This window comes from Leptolyngbya sp. Cla-17 (genome assembly GCF_016807185.1).
Taxonomy (GTDB): Bacteria; Cyanobacteriota; Cyanobacteriia; order Leptolyngbyales; family Leptolyngbyaceae; genus ULC077BIN1.
Map to the genome: position 1 here is coordinate 2,542,167 of NZ_JAEVYN010000002.1, position 22,891 is coordinate 2,565,057.

The following is a 22,891-nucleotide window of genomic DNA, read 5'->3' on the forward strand; positions in this document are numbered from 1 at the left end:
AACTCAGCGGAGCAGTCACCCACTCCGCACACCAAAGAGCGAGAATAGGAGTTTCAAATATGGCTTTAGATCAACTCGAGGCATTTTTAAAGAAAATGCAGTCTGAACCTGCACTTAAAAATGAGGTGCTTGCTTCATCAACAGCAGATGAAGTTGCACAAATAGCACTAAAGCTTGGTTTTGAATTTTCAGGTGATGAATTATTGAGAATGTCAGGTAAGAAAGTTGGCAGGGTTACTGTTAAAAGAAAGGATCTTCCTGGAGAGTACTGGGGGAATTGAGCGATCGCTCTACCTACTGATTGGACTAAATCCACTGCCTAAAACGGCTGAAACGCAATAAACTCGTAGACTAATTGCCATTTACACAATTAGTCAAGCTACTATATAGCTTGTTAAATAAGGCGCTTAGAATCAGCCCAGAAATTTGGACTAGACTTGGACTAACACCCTGTTTTTGCATCTCTATTTTCTGAAGTGTGGAAGGGGTGATGGGTCACAAGTGAACCTGATTAATCGAATGAAAAATTTTCACATTGCGGAGAAAATTCCACCCGATCACTATACTGCTCTGCAACTGATTCAAGATACGACCGGGCAAACTCAATCTGAGGTTCTGATACCAATTTAAATGGTTTCAATGACAGATAGTGCATTGAGGATAAAGGGGTAGCCCGTGAGAGAAGCAATCACTTGAGGGGTTAACTGGGATAAGAGTTGATCTACTCTGGATTGCAGTTGGTCAAGCGTTTTGAACGAAACCCACTTGAGATCCGCCTTGAGATATTCCCATAGCCTCTCAATTGGATTTAACTCCGGACAGTAAGGCGGTTGGAACACCAGGATAATGTTCTGTGGCACAATCAACGCTTTGCCTTTGTGGAACCGTCCGTTATCCACTTGCAGGATATTGAGACTATCGGGGTAAGCCTTGGAGAACTCATCCAAGAAGCATTGGTAGCACTCGGTATCGACATGGGAGAACTGCCAGAAAAAGGATTCTCCGGTGGCAGGTTCCACAGCGCCATAGAGCCAGAATGCTTTGAACACCCGTTGCCATGAGCCAATGGGTTTCACTCCAAAGGCTGTAATCAAACGCCCGATAATGGTATGCAGCCCAAAGCGGCTCTCATCCCCAGCAAAATAGCGAATAGGTCGTTTATCCTGGCGCACTTGCCGAGCGTATTGGCTCAACAAATCGAGGTCGTCTGCAAGGTTTGCTTAAATGCCTCTCGTTGTGCTCGGTTCTGCTTGAGGTTGTTGGGGACGAGCCACTTTTAGCTTGGCTTTGAGCCGATAACGGGTCATCTGGTAGACCGCATGATACTGGGCTTCTATTCCTAAACTCTCCAAGAGCCACTGCTGCACCTCCCCATAGCTGTCAAACCCATTGTCCGGTTCCTGCAATCGCTTTGCTAAGGCAACTTCTGCCCACATTGGAATCATCCGGTTGCCTCCTCCTGGCGTTGGCTTGACCACCAGCAATGCCTCTAATCCTTGTGCTCGATACAGCGCTAACCACTTTTGCACCGTGCCTCGATGCCTGCCAATTGCAACCGCGATCTGGCTGATGCTCGGTGCTTGCGCTCGTTTGAGCCAGTACAACACTTGCAATCGTTCTTTAACTATCGGCTGTTCAACCGTTCGCAAGCGGGTGCCTAACTCCTCGAGACTTTCTTTAATTACGATTGCGCTGACACCAGCCATGATTAGACTCTCACCTCTACATTCCTCAGTTTATCTGATCTGTAACTACTCCAATTTAATTTGGTATAATCCTGCACCATTCGCTAATGTTTCTACCACTGTACCGACTTGTCCTCGCAACAGATTGTATTGGGGTAGGTCAACTATCAAAGCCATAACATCTAATACGGAATTGCGGAAGGCAGTACTTTTTGACCAGATTAAATTGCTTGAATCCAATCAAAGCCCACTTTGCCTTGAACTATCACAGGATGCTGCATCAACCATTGGCACCGCTTGACTAAGACATCCTCTAAAGCATCAAGATTGTCAAACACTTGATTAGCGATTGCTTCGCGCAGCAAAGACCAGACACATTCAGTGGGTTGCAGTTGGGGGGTATAGGGCAATAGCGGGTAGAAGAAAATGCCGGGGGGCACCTGAAGTTTTTGGCTCATATGCCACGCGGCCTGATCAACCAATAGAATGATCAACTGCTGACGATGGGGATTGACCTGAGCCGCAAATAGCTCTAACGCCATCTGCATCATGGAGACATTGGCACGGGGCAATAAAAGGAAGTAGCTCGCTCCAGTGGCAGGATGGACAAAACCATAGGTGTAGACCCATTGATAGCGGCGACAATGATGCGCTGATGGGCGCTCTCCTATGGGTGCCCAAACCCGCCTGACAATGGGTTGCAAGCCTAATCGAGCTTCGTCTTCCGCCCAAATTACAATCTCCCGATTGGGAAACAACGAGCGCAACCACGCCACATGACCTGCCAATCCTGCTTTGAACTCTGCTTGCTGCTCAAGGGTTGCGCTTTGATGATGCACCGGACGCGGCACCTGCAAGCTCAACCCCAAACGTCGTAGATACTTCCAGGCTGTTGAGGAGTGTAAAGAAATGCCAAAGTAGGTTTCGATGTACTCCCCGACTTTCGGACCGCTCCAGAGTCCGCCATCCTCAGGGGGACTCTGTAAGCGCTGCTGCAATTCTTGTTGTTGCTCATCACTTACAGCGGTTCTTGCTTGAGTCAGCCACAATTTGCCAGTCTAAGAGGCAACCAATGCAATATCAAAATTGTCGCCTATGCCAGCCGCCTTATCTGTCGATTTACGTCAACGAATTATGGCAGCGTATGAAGCCAAAGAAGGGTCACAGCGGCAACTGGCAGAGCGCTTTAAGGTGAGTTTATCCTTCATCAGAGATCTGAGACGACACCATCGTGAAACGGGCACCGTGCAACCCAAGCCCCACGGGGGAGGAGCAGTTGCCAAGTTAGGGAAAGAACAGTTGCCCATCGTTGAAGCGTTGGTTACGGCCCAACCGGATGCCCTGCTCGAAGAGTTGTGTGAGCGCTTTGCAAGGGCAACCGGGGTGGAGGTGAGTGTATCGACCATGCAACGAACTGTCTGTAAGCTCAAGTTAAGCGTCAAAAAAAACACTGATTGCCTCTGAACAAGACACGCAACGAGTCAAAGATTTACGATTTGCTCATCGGATGTGGAGTTTCACGATAGACCCGCGTAACTTGGTCTTCATTGATGAGACTGGCATCCATCTGGGCATGACTCGGCTCTATGGTCGCGCCCCAATCGGTGAACGCTTGTACGACAGTGAAACTCCTGGCGATCAAGGAAAGAATATCTCGTTAATCGGAGGGATGAGTATCGATGGTTTGATTGCCACGATGAGCCTTGTCGGCAGCGTCAATACTGAGGTGTTCTTGTTCTACATCCAGGAGATTTTGATTCCTCAACTGTGGATAGGAGCGATTATTGTCATGGATAACTTACCTGTTCATCATGCCGTAGTGGTGCGAGAGGCAATTGAAGCGGTGGGGGCAAAAGTTGTATTTTTGCCCCCTTATTCACCAGATCTTTCACCCATTGAATTGTGTTGGTCAAAACTGAAGCAACTTTTGCGCTCGGCTAAGGCTCGAACCCGTGAAGCACTCGACCAAGCCTTGAGCAAAATTATCAATGACTGTATTTCCGCTGATGACGCGCTCGGTTGGTTCGCTCACTGTGGCTTATTTATCTGAAAATCGCTGTAAAGCCAGACGATTGCCTCCAGGGTTCAAGCGCTGACGATTCACCAGTCCCACTGCACCCTCGACGTTGTAGCGACGAGCGATTTTTCGCACTCCACTACAACTGAGTCCACAAATTTCAGCGGTTTGTTCAATGCTCATCGGAGTCTTTGGATGACTGAGCAATCGAATCACTAACCAACGGTTTTTCTCGCCAGCATCTTGGCACTGAACATACCGCTGAGTTAGATCTGCGTAGTCTAGATGAGGGCTAATTTGAGTGCGTCGCCGAGGCATTGACAGAGTACCTTTTTCATCTTGTTAAATGATACTCCCCTACTCAATTCCGTATAATCACCCGATATCCTTCGTTTAGCAGAACCAAGACCTGCTTCTCCCAGGAATGTCCGTTCAATGGAAATCCATGAATGAGAACAATCGGTTGACCTGTCCCAAGATCTTCGTAGTAGAGATCAATGGTTGCAGAATTTTCTTGACCGACAGTAACGTAAGGCATAAGAGTTTCTCCTGTGTAAATCGATGGTGTGTTTTTGTCTGTGTGAAAGCGTTGCTTTGCCCAGTGGTAAGGCTCCTGCGTTTTTACAAATTGTCACGAAAGTTTCATCCTGAGAGAACCTCCCAGAGTAAGGACAACGCGCCGTCCGCTCCATTAGCTGGTTATCCATCACTTCGGTTATCGTTCCGATTGGGTAAGAAACGGGTAGCATTTACGTGGGTCTTTCGTCGCGAAATATTGGGCAGGTACAGGTGTTAAAGTCGTCGCAACCTAGCAACTGCTTCCACTTCCACAAGCGTTGCTCTAGATGCAAGGGAGGAAACGCCAATTCCCGTGATTGCCGTGCGAGACTTACCGAGGAAGTTAGATAAGATGGGTGCCAATACTTCCATATGGTCTTCAAGCTCCCCTCGAACATAGATTCTCATATGTAGAAGGTCATCCACATTAGAGTCCGCTTCGGTAAGGACTCTTCGCATATTCTCCAGGGCCAGGCTAAACTGACCTGCGACGGAATTGTCGGAGACTAAGTGTTGAAGGTCCCAAGCGACCTGCCCGGAGATGAACAATAGCGAACTTTCTTGGTCAATTGTCCCGTGCGATAAACCCAACGGACTCCCATCGTACAGACTTGCCGGATTAACTAATCGCTTCGTCATTCGATTGCCTCAAATAGTTGGTATGGAGGTTATCACTCGCCGGACAATTTGTTTTGCAAGAAGACATCCTGACGTTGGCAAATTATTTACGCCGAGCTACTGGTTTCATCCTTGACCTCGGTTTTGATGACGAAAGCCCTTGATTGAACATCAGGTCATAAAATGCTGTGACCGTCTGTTTGTTCTGCTCAAGTTTATCCGTCATCCGTTCCACACCTCACATTACCCGAAACGCCCAACTACCCAAGCTCAGCGACCCGGCCCTCGATGACAGCGCGGATTGCAACCGGAGCGCGAGGGCCGGTTTCGCTGCAGCGCATAGTAGGCGTCGTAGGCTGCTATTACACCTCGAACTCCGGCTGGTTCGGAGCGATTTTGATGGTCCAAGTCCCCTTCTGGCTGAAAGTGCGAGCGGTCGCGAAAGTATCCTCCATGAACTGAAAGTACACGATCTTCCCGTTGCGCACCTTTGCGTGAATCGAGAACGGTGAGGTCACCGCCTTGCTCAGCGAGACCGAGCGGTACGTGAACCTGCCGAACACAGCGACGTTCTCGCCTTCACCGAAGAGGGCGGTAATGGCGAAGTCCTCATGCGTCCACCATTGCGCAACCCGGGAGAACGTATCGATGAACGCTTGGGGACCTTTGGAGGTTCCCGTCCAAGGCAAGATTTGCTTCAGTTCAGGGTTGTCAAAATTCAGGGAAATGTATGTTGCGTCCTCCGCGACGAGCCGTCGGGCAGCCGCCTCAACCTTTTCGGTTGCCGTATTCGCCAGAAACTCTTTGATCACTTCGGTCGGTTGGGTACTCATGGTAACGATTCCTTTCTTTAATTTTGTGGTGGTGAGGTAGAAGACACTTTGGACATCATCATCAACTCCTAAGTTCTCTTTGTCTTAGTTCACTTGAGTGTAGTCAGTTCCAACACTCAACTTCTTGCAGATTCCTATGGAGTTTCCTAGGTCATTAGCGAACCGATTTCAGTGTTGCTTTAGTGAGTCGCTTGAAGTGCTGTGTCAAACGTTTCGCACTGCCGATCTACTACTGCGCTACATAGCCACCATCTACCATCAACGTTTCACCTGTTGTGAACGATGCCAGGTCAGATGATAAAAACAGGACTGCATTTGCAACTTCAAGCGGTGTTCCAATTCGCCCGATCGGGTGAAGTCCTGCCATGTAAGCTCTAACTTCATCCTGCCCACCTGTCGCTGCTTCAAACATATCTGTTTCGATTACCGCTGGCGCAACGACATTGATGCGAATCCCCGCTTTTGCATATTGAAGCGCAGCCGCTTTTGTCAAGCCTATTACTGCACTTTTACTCGCGGTGTAGAGGGGGAAGGTAGGAAATGCAACGACTCCATTCGCAGATGCCGTATTGACGATTGAACCACTTCCCTGTTTCAACATCTGAGCGATTTCATATTTCATCGACAACCAAACGCCTTTAACATTGACGTTCATCGTGCGGTCATATTCAGCTTCTGTTTGCTCAATCAATGAGGGATTTTCGCCGATTATTCCTGCATTATTAAAGGCAATATCTAACCGACCAAAAACGCTAACCGCTTTATCAACCATTGCTTTAACATCAGTTTCTTTCGTGACATCTGCTTGCACAAAAACAGCTTCTCCGCCAACTTCCTGAATCAATCGAACTGTTTCTTCACTTTCATCAATTCGACGACCAACCACTACTACCTTTGCCTGTTGTTGGGCATAAGCGATCGCCGTTGCACGACCAATTCCTGAAGTTCCGCCAGTGACAAGCGCCACTTTATCCTGAAGTATCATTCTATTTTTCCTAAAATCTAAGTCCGGTTGTTCTCTCTTGAAATGATCGTGAAATCGCTTTAGAAGAAAGCTCAGACAAATCTTGCCAGCAAAAGGCTAAGAGCAAAGGAAAAGGCATGAAAGCTGACGTGGGATAACATCGCATCCTCAAGTGAGTATTGCCAAAAGAGCCAACCAAAAGCAATGCCAGCTATCCCATTGAGTAATATCGCTCGGATAATCACAAGCGGAGTGAGTGGAACTATCGCGGCAGTTGCGGGCAGGTGTAAAAGCCCAAATACCAGCGCTACTAGCACAATCGCACCTTGGTATATTCCTTGGCTTGGCAACGTAATACCTTGTTTTAAGACTTTCCACACTATCCAAACAAGCAGCGACATTAAGCCCCAGCGCATCAGAATTTCCTCAGTGATGCCGCCATAAAGCATTGCTGTAAGTGAACTCAGCCAATTCGGTTCTGTGTTATTGGATGCCTGTAGCGCTTCAGGTAGAGCATGTTTCATGAACCGATCGAGCAACAGGAGAATGATCATTGTCGCTGCACCCACACCCAAGCTCCATTTCATCTCAATGACAGAATATGGAATCTTAGAGGTATGAAGTACCCAGTAGTCAATCAAATGTGAGCGTAATCCAACGCGATAGGCACAGCCAATTCCAATCAGAATGCTGATTGCCAGTAGAACTGTAAGCTGTAGTCCTTGTAGGAGTATTAAAACCCACAGTGGCGGGACTTTTGCCAGTATTTCTGGAGACAGTTTCGCCAACTGTTGCTCAACTAATGGAATCGACGTAATCGTAACCATCGCAATGCCCGCAATGCCCAACACAAATAGAATCCCAAATTGTTTCAAAACTGCCATTGATTTAACCTCTAGAGACATCAGAATACTGGGTAAAAACAATGCCAAGATAGAGAATGACAACTGGTGACTAGTCTTTCCCGTGAATCACTTGAAGTGCTGCGTCAAATGGCTTTAACTGGAGAAGCCTACTTGTAGGGCAACGTCTGTGCTAAGCGAAGCTATCCCGGAGGGTTATCGCTAAAATCCGTTTTCACCAATTCAGCACAGACTTGCAGAACCAATTTCATATCCGTTTTCTCTGTCTTGTTACTCTAGCGGAACTTGAGTTGAACCATGCCCGCATATTTTAATCGTTCAAGAGTGGCGACATTTGCATTCCAATCAGTTCAATGGAGCGCATCAGTTGGGTGTGGTTCATCTGCGCGTTGTCCATTTGAAAAGTTACTCTCGAAATGCCGCCGAGCGATTCGCTATGACGGCGGATTTTCTCCGCCACTTCTTCGGGACTGCCGACCAGTAACGCGCCGGTCGCGCCGCGCTGCGCGTCAAAAGCGGCACGCGTAACAGGCGGCCAGCCTCTCTCTCTGCCGATTTTAGTGAAAGTTTCGGCGTAGCCCGGAAAGAATTTTTCAACGGCTTGTTCAGTCGTGTCGGCGACATAACCAATTGAATGCAATGAAACTTTTAATGTTTCGGGCGCGTACCCGGCGCGCGCTCCAGCATCGCGGTATAAATCTACGAGCGAGCGAAAGCGATGCGTTTCGCCGCCGATAATGGCAACCACGAGCGGCAGTCCAAGCATTCCGGCGCGGAGAAAGGATTGCGGCGTACCGCCGACCCCGATCCAGATGGGAAACGGTTTTTGCAGCGGACGCGGATAAATTGCTTGGTTTTCCAGCGCGGGGCGAAATTTGCCCGACCAATCGACTGTTTCATTGTCCCGAATTTTGAGCAAGAGTTCGAGCTTCTCAGCGAAAATCTCGTCGTAATCGCCGAGACTAAATCCAAATAGCGGAAAGGCTTCGGTGAACGATCCGCGCCCGACAACCATTTCGGCGCGACCTTTTGAAATCAAATCGAGCGTGGCGAATTGTTGAAACACACGTACCGGGTCAGCCGCGCTCAGCACCGTAACCGCGCTGGTTAGACGGATGCGCTCAGTGCGTGCGGCGGCAGCGGCGAGAATAACCGCGTTTGCCGAATCTAAAAATTCATGCCGATGATGCTCGCCGATACCGAAGATATCCAAGCCGGAACGATCCGCCTGCTCTATTCTCTCCAGCAGTTCGGCGACAGACTGCGTGGCATCCGCCGTTTCACCATTTTCACTCGTTCCAACCGAGGCAAAACTGTCAATTCCGACTTCCATATCATTTCCCAAGCGTTTTGCGAATGAAATAGACTTAATCCGAAATAGTAGAGAACCTTGCTGTACGAGTTAAGCTGCTGTTCTCTCGCTCAGCAAAAACGCCTAACCATCATCAGCTCAGAGGGGGCGCGCTACTACCGTGATCTGAATTATCAGGAAGCGGAATGAATTCAGTTTCACCGGGAACCGCCGGGAAGCGGCGGTCTTGCCAATCTCGTTTTGCCTGCTCGATACGCGCTGAGCGACTCGACACAAAGTTCCAGTACTTTGTGCGATCGCCCACTGGGGCCCCGCCGATAATCATTGCTTTTGCCTCAGCCCCCGCACGGATATCTACTGATTCATCCGACGCTAAAACGGCTAAACGATATGGCTCTAAAGGCTTTCCATTTATGAATAGGCCGGATGTGACGCTATAAACTGCCCTTTCTAAACCTTCCATTGGCGCTAGCTGAAATTCACTACCCTCCGTGAAAACGAGCGCTAGGTAAAGAGTAGCAGAGTAGATTTTAACGGGTGATTGGTGAGACTGGTAGCTACCGGCGATCAAGGTCGCGCTGGTTCCTGTTTGAATCCACCTCGGTAAATCAGTCGCCGGATAATGTGAAAAGCTGGGTTCAACTTCTTCAGCGATTTCGGGGAGGGCGATCCAGGTCTGAATGCCGTGAAGAGTAGATTCTTTCTCTCTAAAGCTCTCGGGCGATCGCTCAGAATGAACAATACCTTTGCCCGCTGTCATCCAGTTCACCTCGCCCGGAAAAATCTCTTGTACTGTACCTAAACTATCTCTATGCAGAAGGCTTCCTTCAAACAAATAGGTAACCGTCGCCAAATTTATGTGTGGATGGGGTCTAACATCGACGCCTTTTCCAGCCGGGAAAATAGCTGGGCCTAAGTGATCAAAGAAGATGAAAGGTCCAACCATTTTTAGGGTTTCACTCGGTAAGATGCGCTGTACACTAAACCCACCTAAGTTGTGCTTTTCAGGTGTGATTAATTGCTGAATACTCATTTTTGTACGATCCATTCTTAGTTGACGTTGTGGACGAAGATACAGTCTTAGTTCTGTTTCATAAGATAGTAAGAAATGTTGATACATTGAACACTTTTGCCGATTTGGCAAGACCAATAACATTGTTAATGATCATCGTGGGTTCGTTCATGGCTGTTCATGTTGGTGAACTGATAGGGCTGGTGGTCAATCAGTACCAGGATGATATCTTTTAGACGAAGCAGTCCTTCTAGACCGATTTTTTGATTTTCAGACATAGCTATAGGTTTCCTTTTAGAGATCGATGGTTGCAGAACTTTTTTGGAATGGCAACGTAAGGCAATGAAATCTCCTATGAGTGCTGCTTCAGATTCTTGCCTAACTTAAATTAAATGTAATGAGTTCCAAGGCTCGGTTTCTTTCAAATTCTTAGGGTGTTTTGTCAGATTCTTGTGCAATTACCTTCAAGATGCAGTGTGGAACCGATCTCTCTGTCGAGGAACGTGCGGATAAAAGCTGCCACCTCTTCCGCATGCGTCTCCAGCGCGAAATGTCCGGCGTCGAGCAGATGAATCTTTGCATCCGGGAGATCTCGCTGATAAGCGGCGGCACCAGCGGGCAGAAATGCCGGATCATGACTTCCCCAGACGGCGAGAAGCGGTGGACGGTGCTCGCGAAAGTACGACTGGAAGGCTGGATAGAGCGCGACGTTACTGCGGTAGTCGAGGATCAGATCGAGCTGGATCTCCTCCGCGTCTGGCCGCCCCATGTAGGCGATGTCGAGTTCGTAGCCGTCGGGCGACAAAAGGTTTGGATCGGCTCCGGTGCCATACTGCCAATTCCGGATTGTGTCTGGCGCGAGCGAGGAGCGGCAGGCTTCCCGGTTCGCTGCGCTCGGTTCGCGCCAATAGGTTTCCCACGGCCCCCATTCATCACTAAAACCCTCGATGTAGGCGTTGCCGTTCTGCGAGACAATCGCAGATACCCGTTCAGGATGGCGCATCGCCAGACGCAGACCTACTGGCGCACCGTAGTCGAAGATGTAGAGTACGTATTGATCAAGGGACAAAGCATCGACGAAGCCCTCGATTACGTCGGCAAGGCGGTCGAACGTGTAGTCGAACGTTCCGCGTGGTGGTACCTTGGTCTGCCCAAAACCAGGCAGATCCGGCGCGACGAGCCGAAAGCGATCGGCGAGCAGAGGGATCAGGTCGCGGAACATGTGGCTAGCGGTCGGAAAGCCGTGCAACAGAAGTATTACCGGCGCATCGCTTGCCCCCGCTTCGCGGTAGAACACTTCGACATCACCAACCTGTCGAAACCCGTAGCGTATTTTCATCTCTTTTCCTTTGATTGCGCGGGTAAAAGTTTTGATCTGCTTCGGACTGAACTGCGACGCTCAGATTTGGAATTCGCCGGCCACATCCACTACATTGCCGCTGATGTAGCCAGTGTCTGAACCTGCGAGGAAGCAAACGGTCGCCGCTACCTCCTCCAAGGTTACGATCCGGCGGATGGCGTGAAGATCCATGATCGCTTCCGCTGCTTCCGGCAATTTGTCGGCTGCGGCTGTTGCCATGTCCGTCGGCATGATACCTGGATGCACACAGTGATGTTGCGCGGATCAAGATCGCGCTGGACACCTTTCGCATACCCTACGATCGCCGCTCCTAAACCGCGAGAACCACCCGTTACCAGTGCAACTTTGCCTGCAAGTGTTGTCGTCATGATGGACTCATTTAGATGTATTACTGCTCAATCAAACACTGCTTAATATCGGGATGTCCTTGAGGAACCAACGGTATGGAGAGGGATCGAGCGGATGATGCAGGTCGATCGCCACTTGGTCCCAACCTTTCGCACTGCCGATCGACTACTGTGCTATATACCCACCATCTACCATCAACGTTTCACCTGTTACGAACGATGCCATGTCAGATGATAAAAACAGGACTGCATTTGCAACTTCAACAGGCTGGCCAACTCGTCCGATCGGGTGAAGTCCTGCCATATATGCCTTAGCTTCATCCTGTCCACCTGTAGCAGCTTCAAACATATCTGTTTCGATTGCCGCTGGCGCAACTACATTGATGCGAATACCCGCTTTGGCGTATTGGAGCGCGGCTGCTTTTGTCAAGCCTACTACCGCATGTTTACTCGCGGTGTAGAGTGGGACGGCAGGAAGTGCAACGACTCCAATCGCAGATGCCGTATTGACGATTGCACCACTTCCCTGTTTCAACATCTGAGCGATTTCATATTTCATTGACAACCAAACGCCTTTGACATTGACGTTCATAATGCGATCGTATTCCGCTTCTGTTTGCTCAATCAATGAGGGGTTTTCGCCGACCATTCCTGCATTATTAAAGGCAATATCTAACCGACCAAAAACGCTAACTGCTTTATCAACCATTGCTTTAACATCGGCTATTTTTGTGACATCTGCTTGCACAAAAATAGCCTCTCCGCCAGCGTCCTTAATTAATCGAACCGTTTCTTCACCTTCATCCATTCGACGACCTACCACCACTACCTTTGCCTGTTGTTGGGCATAAGTGATCGCCGTTGCTCTGCCAATTCCCGATGTGCCACCAGTGACTAACGCCACTTTGTCTTGCAGTATCATTCTGTTTCTCCTGTTGTAATTAAATTGACCTTCAGCACAAAATCAAACTCCGATCCGTTTAGCAATTACCAACCTCGTAAGGCTGGTTTAATCTTCTGTAAATTTCAGCACGATCTTGCCCCGTGTCCCTCCCTGCTCTAGACGCTGATGTGCCAGAATGACCTGATCCCAAGAAAATACTGAATCAATCACTGGCCGAAGCTGATGACGCTCGATGAGTTTTGTCAAAGCCTCTAATTTTGCTCGGTACTGGGGTGAAAGAACAAAATGAATCGTCAGATTCTTGCCCCATGCTTTAAGAAGCGATTGCGGTATTGCAATGTCTACAATGCTTGTAAGCCTACCAAAGGGACGAATGATTTCTAGACTACGCTGAATTGTTTCCCCGCCGATCGTATCTAGAACTAAATCCACACCCAGTCCATTTGTTTCTTGACGAATGACTTCTACGTAATCTTCATTTTTGTAATCAATCACCCGATCTGCGCCCAGTTCTGTCACGAAATCTCGGTTTCTAGAACTACACGTTGCAAAAACGTATGCCCCCATCGCTTTGGCGAGTTGAACTGCGATCGAACCCACTCCACCCGCACCCGCATGGATGAGAACTGTTTCACCAACTTGTAGATTGCCCCTAGTCACTAGACAATCCCAAGCAGTTCCGCCTGCAAGCGGAAAAGAAGCTGCTTCAATGTGCGATAGATTTGCAGGCTTCAATGCAACAATCGCTGCATCAGCCACATGATACTGAGCGTAGCTACCGAATTCTCCAAAAATTTGCGGCGAGTAATACACGTTGTCTCCCACCTTGAAATCAGTCACAGCTTCGCCAATTGCCTCAATCAACCCTGAGACATCGACTCCAAGGATGGCGGGTAATTGAACCAGTTCCTTGTAATCACCACGACGAGTTTGGTAATCGACCGGGTTAATCGAGGTTGCACAAACTCTGACTAACACCTGATTCGCCTTCAGTGTTGGTGTGGGAACAGTTTGAATCTCAAACTTCTCAGCATCACCAAACGCAGTTAATACGGCTGCTTTCATAGATTCCATCTGTGCCAACTCTCCTTGATTTAGAATAAACAGTGCCGTTGTACAAACCGGCCTTCACCCTACCAGCACTCAACTGTTCAGAACATCGTGTTATCGTTAGCCGACGCTTCCGGGATGGTCTGCTTCCCGTCGGCCACCGCTGGGTTGTGCTGGATGTACACGTCGCTGACATATTTTCTCGATGGTTTCTGCGGGCTGACACTAAACGATCCTGGTTGCAAAATGGCGGGTTTAGGCATTGATGTTTGCTGACTCCTACACTTAGTCGCGCTCGATTAGTGTGTTTGAAGGTAAGTTGGGATTGATCGCCTTACGCGCACTGTCAACGCCCACGACGGGAAGTGTACCCGGATCGAGCAAGCCGACTTGAACCAATACACTTGCCTGATCCCAGTAAATGTGTTCGTGGGCTAGTTTGCCGTCACGGAACTGGACGACCGCTACTAGTGGCACTTCCACCCGTTTTCCGGTGGGAGCAACGCTGGGTAATATCCATTCCATCCAAACAGTATGAGTGAACTTAGCCACCATTTCATCCACGAGTTGATCTGTCCCGATCGTGCGCGAGATTGGGGTCAACTCCATGGCCGGCGGCATCTGTGGAATGAGGTATTTGGAATAAAACTCGCGCAGTGCTGGTTTCCCGACTCCCCCAGTCATTACCGGGATGTGGTTAACGTAAGCATCTTCAACCATCGTAGCGAGGGCATCTTCAGCACTGTGAGTGCCAAACTCGTACTGTAAATGCTCTTCCCAAAGTGCTTGCAAAGACTCCTGGGCTGGTGTCAAATTGGTAGCTGCTTGCAAATTTGCTTGTCCGTCTACAGTTTGCTCTTTGACCATGATTAGATACTCCTGGTTCTATCTAAAGTGTCTTGAGTTCCAATGCTTGACTGCTTTCAGATTCTTAAAATGATTTGTCAGATTCTTGTGATGTTAGTGAACTTGTTTCAATGGACGTATAAGCATTCAGCGCCTGTTTCGCGAATCAGTTTGGCGGTTTTTTCACCTTCTGCGTCGCGTCTGCCTGAAAATACTACCTTTGCTCCAGCAGCACCGAAGGCGATAACTTCGTTAAGCTTTCCTTCGGAACGCTACGCGAACGCTAACGCGGTTGCACGACCAATTCCTGAAATTCCACCAGTGACTAACGCCACTTTATCTTGCAGTATCATTTTGTTTCTCCTGTTGTAATTAAATGACCTTCAGCAACGAACTGACGAGATCACCAACGACCAATCCGATCGCTCTGAAAAACGGGTTCGGATGCCTTGTCGCGTTTGAACACCTTGTAGGCGATCGCCAGGAATATGGGTATTGCAACCAGCACTGATAGCGCCCCGTAAGTCGCATGGAATTTGCTGATTGTGAACAGAGCCGGTGTGGTCACGGCACTTCCAGTGATGTTAAACAGGAGTATGCTGCCGATGTTGTTCGCGAAGTGTGCGCCGATGGCGAGTTCAGTGGTTCCGTCAATCAACGAGACCACGGTCCACAACAGACCCGGAACGAGGAAGTAGTTGGAGAAAACCGTGAGCCAGCCGCCTGTGCTCACCTCCGGGTTTAAGAGGTGCGGCAAGGTGAATACCATGGCTGCCGCGAGCGCCAGAAAAACGCGGTTGGTCGAGATCATGCTCGCGCCCTGCACGATGTATCCGCGAAAGAAAAGCTCCTCCGTGGTGGTCTGGATCGCGGTGAAGACCAGTGCCAGTGGCACGAAGAGCGCGAACGTCGCCAGGTAGGAGTTGAAGGAAAAGGTGTCGGGGTAGAAGAGGTACTGTCCCAGCACGCCTATCAGACACGCTGGAACGGACCACGCCACAAACCCCTGACCGATGCGACGCCAATCGATCCGCTCCTGCGCCGTAACCAGCGTCCGGGGGGAGCGGCGCAGGATAAGGGTAACGGCGATGAGAACCCCCGCGAGGAAAAATGGGAAACCTGCCATAACAAACAGGAACTTCCCGAAAGGACCAAGCACGAAGTAATCCAGCACGAAGTAATCCTGGCCGGTGAGCGCGCTCGCGACGAGTACGCTGGCACCAGTTCCGACCACCAGCCACGCAAAGAGGATGATCACTAGTCCCAGAACATACCGCCACCCCCGATGCTTACCCCACCGGGCGGCCTCCACGTAAGTCGCATCTTGCACTTCTGTTTTGATTGCGTTGATCTTCATCTTTGTCTCCTTGACTCGTGCGTGTATGTAGCGCTTGGACGTTAGCGAATCTGTTTTGGGGTCATTCCCGTAATGCGCTTGAATTGTTGTGTCAGATGGCTTTGGCTAGAGAAGCCGACTTGTAGAGCGATGTCTGCGATCGCCAAATCCGTTTTCGACAGCATCAATTTCGCTTGCTCCACTCGTTGTTGAATCACATACTGGTGTGGAGAAATGTCGATCGCTTGTTTGAATGCACTGGCAAAGTAAGTTGGGCTAATGTTGATCACTTCTGCAAGTTTGGACAGTGACAAATCTCGATCAAGGTGAGTCTGAATATAGTCAAGTACTTGCTGCAATCGGGTGTGCGTTAAGCCTTGGTAATTGGCTTCAATGGTTGGCGTTGTAGTTGTTAGCATGGTTCAAAAATTGGCAAGTTGTTCAACAAAACAGGTAAAACTAGCGATCGCGCATTCGATCGCTGACTGGCACTAACCAACAAGTCAGATGTGAATCGGGAGTAAGGATCGGGGAGCTTAATGACTTGCAGCAATCATGGCTGCCATCAACTCCGTCGTGTTCCAGTGCCCGATATACCGACTTCCATTGATAAACAGGGCTGGGGTAGTCGTCACTCCACTCTCTATTCCGCCGTCGATATCTTCATTGATGCGATCGACATGCACTTGTTTAGACAACTCTTTGAGAAATTGAGGAATGTCAAGCCCTAAATCATTGGCGTACTCGACAAGATAACCGTTCTCCAACCTTTGTTGATGGTCAAATAAAGTATCGCTCATCAACCAAAACTTTCCTTGGGCGGCGGCGGCTTGAGCAGCTTGGGCAGCCCGTTGAGCATGAGGATGAATCTGTACTTGCGGAAAATGACGGAAGATCAAGCATAAATAATTCTCTCCAAAGGAAGCCCTAAGCTCTCGTTTGATGGCTTTAATCAGCTTGTAAACGTCTGCACTTCTGGAGCATTGATAGTCTCCATACATCACCAGCACTACCTTGGCACTCAACACACCTTGAATATGATCTTGGGTTGAAGGTGGTACAAGCAAGGAACTGTGGTTACGATCGTCGTTCATCTTTCTACATCTGCATCAAGCAAGGAACTTTGCAATTAACTTGCTCAATTCATTGCCTGCGTGACTGTTCGCATAAATTCAATGTAAGTGATTACCTTCAAGCTGTCGTCTACAGTAAGTTAAAATTTTTGCAGTATAAATTGATAGAGCAACCATGCGATCGCAGAGTAGAAGGCGGGCTATAACTTAAGTTAGAATCGGGCTTATCGATTCGTTTAGAAAATATATCAATTCGCAAACTAACTGTCAGAGTAGGCAGTATCGTTCGTCAAAGGTTTCTTTCCCAATAGGGCAGATTCCCAAATCGTTGAATCAGGAAATCAATAAACACCTGAACACGCCGCGAATGCTTACGATTCGGTAAATATAATACATAAAAGCAGTTCGTCCAGGTTAATTTTAATCTGGACGAACTGCTCAATTTATAGTTGAACTTTAGTCGCTAGCAGCGTGACCACATCAGCATGAGCTAACACCACATCAGGGTTACGCTGAAACGCCGTATCATACTTCACAGCAAAGTCATTTCCAACTTCATCAGGTGTGAGTAGAATCTGAACATCAGCAATGAGAGCAGCGATCGCCTCGGAGGTGATAGGCTCATCAGAGTGGATTAACTCATCAATTTGCACAATCAATTCTGAGAGGTGATGCAACCAGGCAAATTGATCGTGATTGATCACCAGTTGCAGCAATTCACCTTTAGAGACCTGTCCGCGCACTTGTTCGTAACGAATACGCTCTGTATCCAACAACAGTTGATGCAAATGCAATAGCTTGATGCGTATATCGGTCAGCAGTTGATCTTGGGTAATGCGGTTTTGAAGCGTGTTAAGCATGAATCTGTCCCATCCTTCCATTTCGGTAATCGTCGATCGCTTGCTGTATTTCGGCTTCAGTGTTCATCACAAAGGGACCATAGCGCACCACAGGTTCATTCAGCGGCACTCCAGCAATTAGCAGTAGATCGAGGGGTTGGGTGGCATCCGCAGGATTGGCGATCGCCACTTCCTCACCATCCGGTGCAAAAATCACCATTTGCCCATCCTCACCCCGTTCCTGCTCAGTGCCAAACAAACCAGACCCATCGAGGACATAGGTAAAGGCGTTGTACTCTTTCGGTACCGGTTGAACAATGCTTGCTCCCGGTTGTAGCGTGAAGTGCAGGTAGATAATCGGGGTGCGGGTTTCAATCACCGCTTTCGCCCCCAACGCTTCTCCCGCAATCACGCGCACCGTCACGGACCCATCTTTGGTCTGAGCCACCGGAATCTGCGCTGATGGAATTTCCTGATAGCGAGGAGCAATCATCTTGTCCCGCTGCGGCAAGTTGACCCAGAGTTGAATGCCGTGCAGTCGCCCACCCGTGCGAGTAAACTCAGCTTCTGGCATTTCGGAATGCACTACGCCTGCCCCAGAGGTCATCCACTGCGCATCACCGGGATTGAGCAGTCCGGCATGACCGACCGAGTCCTTGTGTTCCAGCCGTCCATCCAGGACGTAGCTGACGATTTCAAAGCCACGATGGGGATGATCCGGTGCGCCCTTTGCTTGACCGGACTTCAGATTCACGGGACCCAATTCATCGAGGAGGAGAAAGGGATCAAACTCGGAAAAGCTACTCTTGGGAAAGGGACGACGCACCAAGAAGCCTGCTCCTTCAAGCGTTTCTACACTATTAATGATTCCAGCAACGGTTCGGAGTGTTTGAGTTTGAGTTGTCATACAGTTGCCTCCAATCAGACAGTTTATAAGATTTATCCTATATATGATTAGTCATATACTAGCATAGAAGGATATAAACTCTATGGGTAGGGCTTGTCCTCCCTGTTCGTTTGGTAAACCGCCTATGTCTCTTGCCCATGTGATTCTGGGTCTGCTCCAGCAACAGGAGCGGACCGGCTACGACCTCAAAACCGAGTGCTTTGACGATTGTATTTCCCATCTGTGGCCAGCAGATCAGGCACAGATTTATCGGACTTTAGACAAACTGGAGTCACAGGGGTGGATTACCTGTACTGTTGAGATTCAGCACGATCGCCCCAATCGCAAGGTTTACCGGATTACCGAAGCAGGTGAAGCAGAGTTAACCCACTGGCTTCAGACGCATCATCCGTTGCCCGTGTTGCGAGAGCCGTTACTGGTGCAACTCTATTTTGCGGCTCAGTTGCCTAACGAAGCGATCGTGTATCTGCTAGAGCAGGAACTGGAAGCACGCCAAGAAAAGCTAGCCCAGTGTGAGGCGATCGAGGCTTTATCTTTGAGTAATCCGACTGCATCGTGTGAACAAAAACTGCATCGATTGGTTTTGGACTTAGTGAAGCAACGGGAACAGACTTATTTAGATTGGTTGGAAAAGGCGATCGCAACAATCCGTAGCCAATCAACGTAAATTCCTTTGAATATATTGCGATGGAAAGTCAACAGAAATTCAAGCATTGGCTACGACGCATGGAGACGGAGAGGTATGTCATCTGCGCCAGTGCGTTGATAGGGCTTTTCGCCTCGCCATAGCGCCCGAGCAGTGCCCGCGCAGGCCCTTCCTGCGGCACGTCGGACGGAGCCAGGTAGACGCTTTGCGCAGGCGTGTTTTCTTCCGCAGCGGGCAAGGCGATCCAGAGCTGGAGGCCTTTAACCTGCGTGTCGCCAACGGGGGTGCCTGAGTGCCACACGCCGTTTCCTGCCTTGATCCATTCAACACCGCCAGCCGCCAAAACGCCTTGCTGACCGGTCGTGTCCACATAGCGAAAGTTACCCTGAGTCATGAACGTCAGCGTCGCGATGCCGGAGTGCGGGTGCATGGGGAACCAAGGGTTCCCCACAGTGGCATCAAAACTGGCTAGGTCAAGGAACACGAACGGTTTTAGCAACTCGCCAAGGTCACCAGAACTTTGCGCCGTCCATGGCGGCCATGAACGCCATCGGGTTCCAGTACTCGCGGTAGGTGACGATTAGCCCGTTCTTGACCGTGACAAACGTGGCGTAGCTCATTTCATAGGGGTTGCCGTTACTGATCACCCGGCCTGAGACGCTCCATTCGGCAATAGCCATGTTGGGGTCATCGGTAGAGTTGATCTTCAGCGTGGGAGTCCGCTGCACGTCAATGACGCTGGGATAGTTCTTCAAATACTCGTAGATAGCCGCTCGGCCCACCAGCTTTCTGGACGCCACGTCGGGCGCGAAGGGGAATTCGACGATGACGTTTTCGTCGCAGAGTTCAGCCCAGCCCTTAATATCTTTGGCTAGGAAAGTGTCCAGACTGCGCTTCAGCAATTGCGCTGCGGTCAGACCCTTGCCAGCCTCTTGCGTGTATGCGGGTGCGGCGGTGGCGAGCGTGACGTCGCTTGTGAGATGATCTTGTTTCATGTGATTGTGTCCAAGTTGGGGTTGATGATGTTGACTTGCCCCTGCGGCAAATCTCAGAGCTATCGCTCTTTTGGGCGGGGTTGCTTTCACTGATTGCGTACTTCTCTTAGGCCATCCGGGCAGCGATGCTTTCGGCCAGCATCATGGTCGGGAAAGCCGTTGCGACGGAGGGCACGTCAGGCCAGATCGAGGCATCGACGACTCGCAGGCTCTTGACGCCACGAACGTGCCCGTCAATATCCACCACGGCCCCGGCATCGCGCGGTCCGCCCATGGGTACAGTGGAGGTCGGATGCTGATAGCTCTGCACAGAGGTCGCGAGCGCGGCGTTGATCGAAGCGCGGTCGCTCTTTGCCGCGCCCGGCGCCAGTTCTGCACCCACCATATCGGCAAAAGGCTCCTGACGCGCAATGTTCCGGATGACTTCGACACCATCGACCAATCGCTCGCGGTCACCGCTGTCCGTCAGGAAGCCGAGATCGATGATGGGCGCAGCATAGGGATCACGGCTGGCGATGGTGAGGGAACCTATGGAACGCGGTCTCACGAGCGCAGCAAACAGCAGGAATATCGCGCCGTCGGAAGTCTGCCCACCGTCGGGCAGGGTCGCGGTGCTGATGTTCAGATCTGCCTCGCCGTTCGTCGCGTGGTTGGATGCCGTCCACAGCATTGCGCCGATGGGTGGATACGGAAGGCCTACTGCTTCCTTGCGAATCGACCAGACGGTCGGGACCATCGGGTGATCCTGTAGACGGCGACCGACCGGCAACTCGGACACGACCGGGATGTCAAGGCCTCGCAGCACCTCAGAGGGGCCAATGCCGGAACGCATCAGGATCGCCGGGCTGACATAGGTGCCCGCTGAAAGGATGATTTCACCGGCTAGGATGATCGCCCCGCCAGCCAGTCGGACGCCTTGGGCCTGGCCATGCTCCACTAACACGGCATCGACCAGCGTCTCGTCGCGGATGGTCAGATTAGGTCGGGCGCGCACCGCATCGCCCAACAAAGTCATTCCTGTGTTAAGCCTCACACCCATGCGGGTATTCATCACATAGGGACCAACGCCCAGCGGCTGCCCCGTCGTAAAACCCGATGTGCGCTGGTAGCCCGCAGCCAGTGCCGACGCGATGAAGTCGCGATGCTGGTCAGACACTTCTTCATCGCCGAGCTGGTGGATGGGGACGCAGCCGTCGCGGCCGTCGCCGCCAGTGCCGGAGGTACGCTCCAGCGAACGATAGAAGGCCTGCGAGCTTTGCCAGTTCAAGGCGTCGAGGTCATGCGCCTTGGCCCAGCGATCGTGGTCGTATTTCGGCACCCGCATCGCCACTGCACCGTTGATGGCAGACGAGCCACCCAGCACCTTGCCGCGGTTGAGCTGAAGCCTTCTGCCCAGCACGCCAGGCTCGCTGTAAAAGCCCCAGTCGTGCTGCGGATCGCCACCCACTAGGTCCTGGCGGCGGACTGGGTCGGGATAGGCGTTTGGGGGATAGGCCTTGCCCGCTTCGATCAGCAAGACACGGCGAGATGGATCAGCACTCAGGCGATTGGCCAGCACTGCGCCGGCGGATCCGCCACCGACGATGATGACGTCAAACTCTGCTCGGCCAGCGCGCCCAGCAAAGTCTCGGCGGCTCTGTTCTGTTGCGTTGATTGTTTGATTGCCTTTCATTTCATTACCCCTGTAAGGTCTTCTCCGCACGGCACATGCCGCGCATTGGGGTGGCATTGGCGCGGAGCACTGGGAGTTCAATGTCACGCACAAGTTGGAAGAGTCCGCTTTGACGATCAATCAGCAGCAGCACGCTGTCATTGGGATCGATCATTGTGTCGATGGTGTTGCTCATGGGTTTGTCTCTCTTTTGATTCAAATTCAATCAATGTCGTTTTTTCCTAGCTATCTGGGGCGTGTCCAGTTCTAGTACTCAGCTTCTTTCGGAATAAGTTCAATATAGGAGATCGCTTTCAAGCCGTCGTCTATAGCGAGTTAAAACTTTTACAGTACAAATTGATAGAGTAACGATGCTATCGCGGAGTAGAAGGCTGGCTCTAACTTAAGTTAGAAGCCGAATTGATCGAAAGTACACCCTACAAACTGACAATGCCGCGCTTAACGGCAACAATCACAGCTTGGGTGCGATCGCTAACATCTAGCTTATTCAAAATCCGATTGACATGGGATTTAACAGTACCTTCACCGATGCTCAAAGCCGCCGCAATATCAGCGTTACTCATCCCCTGTGCCAGTGAACAGAGTACCGTTAGTTCTCTTTCACTCAGTTCTGGATTGCTGAGGCGCTGTACCAACTTTGCTCCCACATCGGGCGGAATATACTTCTGACCCCGATGAACGGTACGAATCGCATTCAGAAGCTCGTCAGGTTCAGTTTCTTTCAACAAGTATCCTTTTGCGCCTGCCTGCAATCCCCGGTAAATATCTTCGTCGCTATCATACGTGGTCAGTACAATAATCCGAGCCGATTTAGCAGCAGCACAAATTACGCCGATGGCAGCAACTCCTTCCACTTCCGGCATTCGCAAATCCATGAGTGTAACATCCGGTTGATGTTCCCCAAATAGAGCGATCGCCTGTTCCCCATTCTCGGCTTGGGCAATCACCTGCATATCTGGGTCATGGTTAATAATCGTGGCTAATCCTTGCCGAAAAATAGCATGGTCGTCCGCAATCAAAACCCGAATGGTCGTAGCTTGGCTCATCGTGATGC

General features: G+C 50.3%; 32 protein-coding genes and 1 pseudogene. 4 read left to right on the forward strand and 29 right to left on the reverse strand.

Annotated features, from left to right (window positions below; genetic code table 11):
* Window positions 1-59: 59 nt before the first annotated feature.
* Complete coding sequence (locus tag JOY44_RS22510) at window positions 60-281, forward strand: Nif11-like leader peptide family natural product precursor (RefSeq protein WP_171575679.1); 222 nt, start codon at window positions 60-62, stop codon at window positions 279-281.
* Between the two features lie 345 nt (window positions 282-626).
* On the opposite strand, the gene JOY44_RS22515 is transcribed toward JOY44_RS22510, so the two are convergent.
* From JOY44_RS22515 to JOY44_RS22530, 4 genes and pseudogenes are all read right to left on the reverse strand, one after another.
* Window positions 627-1,193, reverse strand: coding sequence for an IS630 family transposase (locus JOY44_RS22515; protein ID WP_171571904.1), 567 nt, complete (start codon window positions 1,191-1,193; stop codon window positions 627-629).
* 27 nt (window positions 1,194-1,220) lie between these two features.
* Window positions 1,221-1,706, reverse strand: coding sequence for a helix-turn-helix domain-containing protein (locus tag JOY44_RS22520; RefSeq protein WP_171571905.1), 486 nt, complete (start codon window positions 1,704-1,706; stop codon window positions 1,221-1,223).
* 45 nt (window positions 1,707-1,751) lie between these two features.
* On the reverse strand, window positions 1,752-1,862 hold the full coding sequence (locus JOY44_RS22525; RefSeq protein ID WP_171575680.1) for a DUF4926 domain-containing protein: 111 nt from the start codon (window positions 1,860-1,862) through the stop codon (window positions 1,752-1,754).
* A gap of 44 nt (window positions 1,863-1,906) precedes the next feature.
* Window positions 1,907-2,716: pseudogene (locus JOY44_RS22530) on the reverse strand (IS630 family transposase); the annotation flags it as partial.
* A 64-nt stretch (window positions 2,717-2,780) separates the two neighbouring features.
* On the opposite strand from JOY44_RS22530, the gene JOY44_RS22535 reads away from it, so the two are divergent.
* Both JOY44_RS22535 and JOY44_RS22540 read left to right on the forward strand, forming a co-directional pair.
* On the forward strand, window positions 2,781-3,149 hold the full coding sequence (locus tag JOY44_RS22535; RefSeq protein ID WP_171572621.1) for a helix-turn-helix domain-containing protein: 369 nt from the start codon (window positions 2,781-2,783) through the stop codon (window positions 3,147-3,149).
* Between the two features lie 43 nt (window positions 3,150-3,192).
* Window positions 3,193-3,735: an IS630 family transposase gene (locus JOY44_RS22540; RefSeq protein ID WP_203031937.1), complete on the forward strand. Its 543-nt coding sequence runs from the start codon at window positions 3,193-3,195 to the stop codon at window positions 3,733-3,735.
* Here the strand turns inward: JOY44_RS22540 and JOY44_RS22545 are convergent.
* The 20 genes from JOY44_RS22545 to JOY44_RS22635 form a co-directional block, all read right to left on the reverse strand.
* Window positions 3,724-4,020, reverse strand: coding sequence for a helix-turn-helix domain-containing protein (locus tag JOY44_RS22545; protein ID WP_171575682.1), 297 nt, complete (start codon window positions 4,018-4,020; stop codon window positions 3,724-3,726). The two genes, JOY44_RS22540 and JOY44_RS22545, sit on opposite strands and share 12 nt — an antisense overlap.
* A 43-nt stretch (window positions 4,021-4,063) precedes the next feature.
* The gene (locus JOY44_RS22550; RefSeq protein WP_197985683.1) at window positions 4,064-4,240 is read right to left on the reverse strand and encodes an alpha/beta fold hydrolase; all 177 of its coding nucleotides are present in this window, start codon (window positions 4,238-4,240) and stop codon (window positions 4,064-4,066) included.
* Between the two features lie 254 nt (window positions 4,241-4,494).
* A complete protein-coding gene (locus tag JOY44_RS22555) occupies window positions 4,495-4,899 on the reverse strand; it encodes a RidA family protein (RefSeq protein WP_171575683.1) in 405 nt (134 codons plus the stop codon).
* Between the two features lie 341 nt (window positions 4,900-5,240).
* Complete coding sequence (locus JOY44_RS22560; protein WP_171575684.1) at window positions 5,241-5,711, reverse strand: nuclear transport factor 2 family protein; 471 nt, start codon at window positions 5,709-5,711, stop codon at window positions 5,241-5,243.
* A 229-nt stretch (window positions 5,712-5,940) separates the two neighbouring features.
* The gene (locus tag JOY44_RS22565) at window positions 5,941-6,696 is read right to left on the reverse strand and encodes an SDR family oxidoreductase (protein WP_171575685.1); all 756 of its coding nucleotides are present in this window, start codon (window positions 6,694-6,696) and stop codon (window positions 5,941-5,943) included.
* A gap of 71 nt (window positions 6,697-6,767) precedes the next feature.
* Entirely contained in the window at window positions 6,768-7,559 is a 792-nt protein-coding gene (locus tag JOY44_RS22570; protein WP_171576207.1) for a CPBP family intramembrane glutamic endopeptidase, read from the reverse strand.
* Between the two features lie 289 nt (window positions 7,560-7,848).
* A complete protein-coding gene (locus tag JOY44_RS22575; RefSeq protein ID WP_171575686.1) occupies window positions 7,849-8,871 on the reverse strand; it encodes an LLM class flavin-dependent oxidoreductase in 1,023 nt (340 codons plus the stop codon).
* 112 nt (window positions 8,872-8,983) lie between these two features.
* Complete coding sequence (locus tag JOY44_RS22580; RefSeq protein WP_171576208.1) at window positions 8,984-9,883, reverse strand: pirin family protein; 900 nt, start codon at window positions 9,881-9,883, stop codon at window positions 8,984-8,986.
* A 125-nt stretch (window positions 9,884-10,008) separates the two neighbouring features.
* The gene (locus tag JOY44_RS32485) at window positions 10,009-10,140 is read right to left on the reverse strand and encodes a hypothetical protein (protein WP_281063320.1); all 132 of its coding nucleotides are present in this window, start codon (window positions 10,138-10,140) and stop codon (window positions 10,009-10,011) included.
* A gap of 164 nt (window positions 10,141-10,304) precedes the next feature.
* Window positions 10,305-11,201 carry an alpha/beta fold hydrolase gene (locus tag JOY44_RS22585; RefSeq protein ID WP_171575687.1) on the reverse strand — a complete coding sequence of 299 codons (897 nt, stop codon included), beginning with the start codon at window positions 11,199-11,201 and terminating at the stop codon, window positions 10,305-10,307.
* 60 nt (window positions 11,202-11,261) lie between these two features.
* Window positions 11,262-11,453, reverse strand: a complete 192-nt coding sequence (locus tag JOY44_RS32975; RefSeq protein WP_415881122.1) for an SDR family oxidoreductase — start codon at window positions 11,451-11,453, stop codon at window positions 11,262-11,264.
* Window positions 11,363-11,590, reverse strand: a complete 228-nt coding sequence (locus JOY44_RS22595) for a hypothetical protein (RefSeq protein WP_197985775.1) — start codon at window positions 11,588-11,590, stop codon at window positions 11,363-11,365. Before JOY44_RS22595 ends, JOY44_RS32975 begins: the two co-directional genes overlap by 91 nt.
* Before the next feature lie 145 nt (window positions 11,591-11,735).
* Window positions 11,736-12,491 (reverse strand): SDR family oxidoreductase, encoded by a 756-nt coding sequence (locus JOY44_RS22600; RefSeq protein ID WP_171575688.1) that lies wholly within the window; start codon window positions 12,489-12,491, stop codon window positions 11,736-11,738.
* An 87-nt stretch (window positions 12,492-12,578) separates the two neighbouring features.
* A complete protein-coding gene (locus JOY44_RS22605; protein ID WP_197985769.1) occupies window positions 12,579-13,538 on the reverse strand; it encodes a zinc-dependent alcohol dehydrogenase family protein in 960 nt (319 codons plus the stop codon).
* 270 nt (window positions 13,539-13,808) lie between these two features.
* On the reverse strand, window positions 13,809-14,390 hold the full coding sequence (locus tag JOY44_RS22610; protein ID WP_171575689.1) for a nuclear transport factor 2 family protein: 582 nt from the start codon (window positions 14,388-14,390) through the stop codon (window positions 13,809-13,811).
* Window positions 14,391-14,772: 382 nt separating this feature from the next.
* Window positions 14,773-15,726 carry a CPBP family intramembrane glutamic endopeptidase gene (locus JOY44_RS22615; protein WP_171575690.1) on the reverse strand — a complete coding sequence of 318 codons (954 nt, stop codon included), beginning with the start codon at window positions 15,724-15,726 and terminating at the stop codon, window positions 14,773-14,775.
* 41 nt (window positions 15,727-15,767) lie between these two features.
* Complete coding sequence (locus JOY44_RS22620) at window positions 15,768-16,124, reverse strand: AraC family transcriptional regulator (protein WP_171575691.1); 357 nt, start codon at window positions 16,122-16,124, stop codon at window positions 15,768-15,770.
* A 117-nt stretch (window positions 16,125-16,241) separates the two neighbouring features.
* Window positions 16,242-16,799 (reverse strand): DsbA family protein, encoded by a 558-nt coding sequence (locus tag JOY44_RS22625; RefSeq protein ID WP_171575692.1) that lies wholly within the window; start codon window positions 16,797-16,799, stop codon window positions 16,242-16,244.
* 422 nt (window positions 16,800-17,221) lie between these two features.
* A complete protein-coding gene (locus JOY44_RS22630) occupies window positions 17,222-17,638 on the reverse strand; it encodes a hypothetical protein (protein ID WP_171575693.1) in 417 nt (138 codons plus the stop codon).
* Window positions 17,631-18,524: a pirin family protein gene (locus JOY44_RS22635; protein ID WP_171575694.1), complete on the reverse strand. Its 894-nt coding sequence runs from the start codon at window positions 18,522-18,524 to the stop codon at window positions 17,631-17,633. Before JOY44_RS22635 ends, JOY44_RS22630 begins: the two co-directional genes overlap by 8 nt.
* Window positions 18,525-18,648: 124 nt before the next feature.
* On the opposite strand from JOY44_RS22635, the gene JOY44_RS22640 reads away from it, so the two are divergent.
* Complete coding sequence (locus JOY44_RS22640) at window positions 18,649-19,191, forward strand: PadR family transcriptional regulator (protein ID WP_171575695.1); 543 nt, start codon at window positions 18,649-18,651, stop codon at window positions 19,189-19,191.
* A gap of 28 nt (window positions 19,192-19,219) precedes the next feature.
* On the opposite strand, the gene JOY44_RS22645 is transcribed toward JOY44_RS22640, so the two are convergent.
* The 5 genes from JOY44_RS22645 to JOY44_RS22665 all read right to left on the reverse strand — a co-directional run bounded on the left by JOY44_RS22645 (window position 19,220) and on the right by JOY44_RS22665 (window position 22,883).
* The gene (locus JOY44_RS22645) at window positions 19,220-19,669 is read right to left on the reverse strand and encodes a pirin family protein (protein WP_171575696.1); all 450 of its coding nucleotides are present in this window, start codon (window positions 19,667-19,669) and stop codon (window positions 19,220-19,222) included.
* Between the two features lie 10 nt (window positions 19,670-19,679).
* Window positions 19,680-20,165: a nuclear transport factor 2 family protein gene (locus JOY44_RS22650; RefSeq protein ID WP_171575697.1), complete on the reverse strand. Its 486-nt coding sequence runs from the start codon at window positions 20,163-20,165 to the stop codon at window positions 19,680-19,682.
* Between the two features lie 106 nt (window positions 20,166-20,271).
* The gene (locus tag JOY44_RS22655; protein WP_171575698.1) at window positions 20,272-21,837 is read right to left on the reverse strand and encodes a GMC family oxidoreductase; all 1,566 of its coding nucleotides are present in this window, start codon (window positions 21,835-21,837) and stop codon (window positions 20,272-20,274) included.
* A 4-nt stretch (window positions 21,838-21,841) separates the two neighbouring features.
* Window positions 21,842-22,012 (reverse strand): hypothetical protein, encoded by a 171-nt coding sequence (locus JOY44_RS22660; protein WP_197985687.1) that lies wholly within the window; start codon window positions 22,010-22,012, stop codon window positions 21,842-21,844.
* Between the two features lie 241 nt (window positions 22,013-22,253).
* Complete coding sequence (locus tag JOY44_RS22665; protein ID WP_171575699.1) at window positions 22,254-22,883, reverse strand: response regulator; 630 nt, start codon at window positions 22,881-22,883, stop codon at window positions 22,254-22,256.
* Window positions 22,884-22,891 lie beyond the last annotated feature (8 nt).

Bases quoted from the DNA above. Each gene is read 5' to 3' on its own strand.
- JOY44_RS22510 (WP_171575679.1), top strand. From the start codon at position 60: ATGGCTTTAGATCAACTCGAGGCATTTTTAAAGAAAATGCAGTCTGAA.
- JOY44_RS22520 (WP_171571905.1), bottom strand. From the start codon at position 1,706: ATGGCTGGTGTCAGCGCAATCGTAATTAAAGAAAGTCTCGAGGAGTTA.
- JOY44_RS22525 (WP_171575680.1), bottom strand. From the start codon at position 1,862: ATGGCTTTGATAGTTGACCTACCCCAATACAATCTGTTGCGAGGACAA.
- JOY44_RS22535 (WP_171572621.1), top strand. From the start codon at position 2,781: ATGCCAGCCGCCTTATCTGTCGATTTACGTCAACGAATTATGGCAGCG.
- JOY44_RS22540 (WP_203031937.1), top strand. From the start codon at position 3,193: ATGTGGAGTTTCACGATAGACCCGCGTAACTTGGTCTTCATTGATGAG.
- JOY44_RS22545 (WP_171575682.1), bottom strand. From the start codon at position 4,020: ATGCCTCGGCGACGCACTCAAATTAGCCCTCATCTAGACTACGCAGAT.
- JOY44_RS22550 (WP_197985683.1), bottom strand. From the start codon at position 4,240: ATGCCTTACGTTACTGTCGGTCAAGAAAATTCTGCAACCATTGATCTC.
- JOY44_RS22555 (WP_171575683.1), bottom strand. From the start codon at position 4,899: ATGACGAAGCGATTAGTTAATCCGGCAAGTCTGTACGATGGGAGTCCG.
- JOY44_RS22560 (WP_171575684.1), bottom strand. From the start codon at position 5,711: ATGAGTACCCAACCGACCGAAGTGATCAAAGAGTTTCTGGCGAATACG.
- JOY44_RS22565 (WP_171575685.1), bottom strand. From the start codon at position 6,696: ATGATACTTCAGGATAAAGTGGCGCTTGTCACTGGCGGAACTTCAGGA.
- JOY44_RS22570 (WP_171576207.1), bottom strand. From the start codon at position 7,559: ATGGCAGTTTTGAAACAATTTGGGATTCTATTTGTGTTGGGCATTGCG.
- JOY44_RS22575 (WP_171575686.1), bottom strand. From the start codon at position 8,871: ATGGAAGTCGGAATTGACAGTTTTGCCTCGGTTGGAACGAGTGAAAAT.
- JOY44_RS22580 (WP_171576208.1), bottom strand. From the start codon at position 9,883: ATGAGTATTCAGCAATTAATCACACCTGAAAAGCACAACTTAGGTGGG.
- JOY44_RS32485 (WP_281063320.1), bottom strand. From the start codon at position 10,140: ATGTCTGAAAATCAAAAAATCGGTCTAGAAGGACTGCTTCGTCTAAAA.
- JOY44_RS22585 (WP_171575687.1), bottom strand. From the start codon at position 11,201: ATGAAAATACGCTACGGGTTTCGACAGGTTGGTGATGTCGAAGTGTTC.
- JOY44_RS32975 (WP_415881122.1), bottom strand. From the start codon at position 11,453: ATGCCGACGGACATGGCAACAGCCGCAGCCGACAAATTGCCGGAAGCA.
- JOY44_RS22595 (WP_197985775.1), bottom strand. From the start codon at position 11,590: ATGACGACAACACTTGCAGGCAAAGTTGCACTGGTAACGGGTGGTTCT.
- JOY44_RS22600 (WP_171575688.1), bottom strand. From the start codon at position 12,491: ATGATACTGCAAGACAAAGTGGCGTTAGTCACTGGTGGCACATCGGGA.
- JOY44_RS22605 (WP_197985769.1), bottom strand. From the start codon at position 13,538: ATGAAAGCAGCCGTATTAACTGCGTTTGGTGATGCTGAGAAGTTTGAG.
- JOY44_RS22610 (WP_171575689.1), bottom strand. From the start codon at position 14,390: ATGGTCAAAGAGCAAACTGTAGACGGACAAGCAAATTTGCAAGCAGCT.
- JOY44_RS22615 (WP_171575690.1), bottom strand. From the start codon at position 15,726: ATGAAGATCAACGCAATCAAAACAGAAGTGCAAGATGCGACTTACGTG.
- JOY44_RS22620 (WP_171575691.1), bottom strand. From the start codon at position 16,124: ATGCTAACAACTACAACGCCAACCATTGAAGCCAATTACCAAGGCTTA.
- JOY44_RS22625 (WP_171575692.1), bottom strand. From the start codon at position 16,799: ATGAACGACGATCGTAACCACAGTTCCTTGCTTGTACCACCTTCAACC.
- JOY44_RS22630 (WP_171575693.1), bottom strand. From the start codon at position 17,638: ATGCTTAACACGCTTCAAAACCGCATTACCCAAGATCAACTGCTGACC.
- JOY44_RS22635 (WP_171575694.1), bottom strand. From the start codon at position 18,524: ATGACAACTCAAACTCAAACACTCCGAACCGTTGCTGGAATCATTAAT.
- JOY44_RS22640 (WP_171575695.1), top strand. From the start codon at position 18,649: ATGTCTCTTGCCCATGTGATTCTGGGTCTGCTCCAGCAACAGGAGCGG.
- JOY44_RS22650 (WP_171575697.1), bottom strand. From the start codon at position 20,165: ATGAAACAAGATCATCTCACAAGCGACGTCACGCTCGCCACCGCCGCA.
- JOY44_RS22655 (WP_171575698.1), bottom strand. From the start codon at position 21,837: ATGAAAGGCAATCAAACAATCAACGCAACAGAACAGAGCCGCCGAGAC.
- JOY44_RS22660 (WP_197985687.1), bottom strand. From the start codon at position 22,012: ATGAGCAACACCATCGACACAATGATCGATCCCAATGACAGCGTGCTG.
- JOY44_RS22665 (WP_171575699.1), bottom strand. From the start codon at position 22,883: ATGAGCCAAGCTACGACCATTCGGGTTTTGATTGCGGACGACCATGCT.